A 1,136-nucleotide genomic window follows, 5' to 3' on the forward strand; every position below is an offset into this window, starting at 1 on the left:
GTCCGTTGTGGTTGGGCTCGATCAAGTCCAACATTGGTCACACGCAGGCGGCGGCTGGTGTCGCTGGTGTGATCAAGATGGTGTTGGCGATGCGGCATGGTGTGTTGCCGCGGACTCTGCACGTGGATGAGCCGACGCCGCATGTGGACTGGTCGGCGGGTGCGGTCTCGCTGCTGACCGAGTCGGTGCCGTGGCCGGAAACCGGACAGCCGCGCCGCGCGGCCGTCTCGGCCTTCGGCCTGAGTGGCACCAACGCCCACACGATCATCGAGCAGGCCGCTACCACCGGTGCTCCGGCCGAGGCACCCGCTGCACTGCCGGTTGTGCCGATGGTGCTGTCCGGCAGGAACGAGGACGCACTACGCGCACAGGCGGTGCGACTGCGTTCGTGGGCTGCGGAGGAGTCATCCGCCGAGCTGATCGACATCGCCTACTCGTTGGCGACCACGCGTTCGGCCATGGACCGCCGCGCGGCTGTGGTTGCCGGTGACCGGGACGGGCTGCTGAGGGCTCTGGAGGCGCTGGCTGAAGGACGCGGCGCTACCGGGGTCACCGAGGGATCGCCCACGGATGGGAAGTTGGCGTTCCTGTTCACGGGGCAGGGCAGTCAGCGGCTTGGTATGGGTCGTGGGTTGTACGACTCGTATCGGGTGTTCGCGGATGCGTTGGATGCGGTGTGCGCGGTGTTGGACGCGCATCTTGAGCGGCCTTTGTATGAGGTGCTGTTCGGTTCTGAGGCCGCGTTGCTGGACCAGACGGCTTATACGCAGCCTGCGTTGTTCGCGGTTGAGGTGGCGTTGTTCCGGTTGGTGGAGTCGTGGGGCCTCAAGCCCGACTTCCTGGCCGGGCACTCGATTGGTGAGTTGGCCGCCGCCCACGTGGCTGGTGTGTTGTCGCTGGATGATGCCTGTGCGTTGGTGGCTGCTCGCGGTCGCCTGATGCAGGAGCTGCCGGGTGGCGGCGTGATGGTGGCGGTTCAGGCGGCGGAGGACGAGGTTGTTCCGCTGCTGGTGGACGGCGTGAGCATTGCTGCGATCAACGGGCCGACGTCGGTGGTGATCGCGGGTGATGAGGCTGCGGCGCTGGAGATCGCGGCTGGTCTTGAGGCGCGGGGTCGTAAGACCAAGCGGCTGACT

At 66.8% G+C, this 1,136-nt stretch carries 1 protein-coding gene; it reads left to right on the forward strand.

Annotation, left to right across the window (positions count from 1 at the left end; genetic code table 11):
- On the forward strand, positions 1-1,136 hold a 1,136-nt coding region (locus tag O5O46_RS34970), incomplete at both ends, for a type I polyketide synthase (protein WP_269859718.1).

Origin of the sequence: Streptomyces sp. RPT161 (assembly GCF_027533845.1) — a bacterium.
Lineage (GTDB): Bacteria > Actinomycetota > Actinomycetes > Streptomycetales > Streptomycetaceae > Streptantibioticus_A > Streptantibioticus_A silvisoli_A.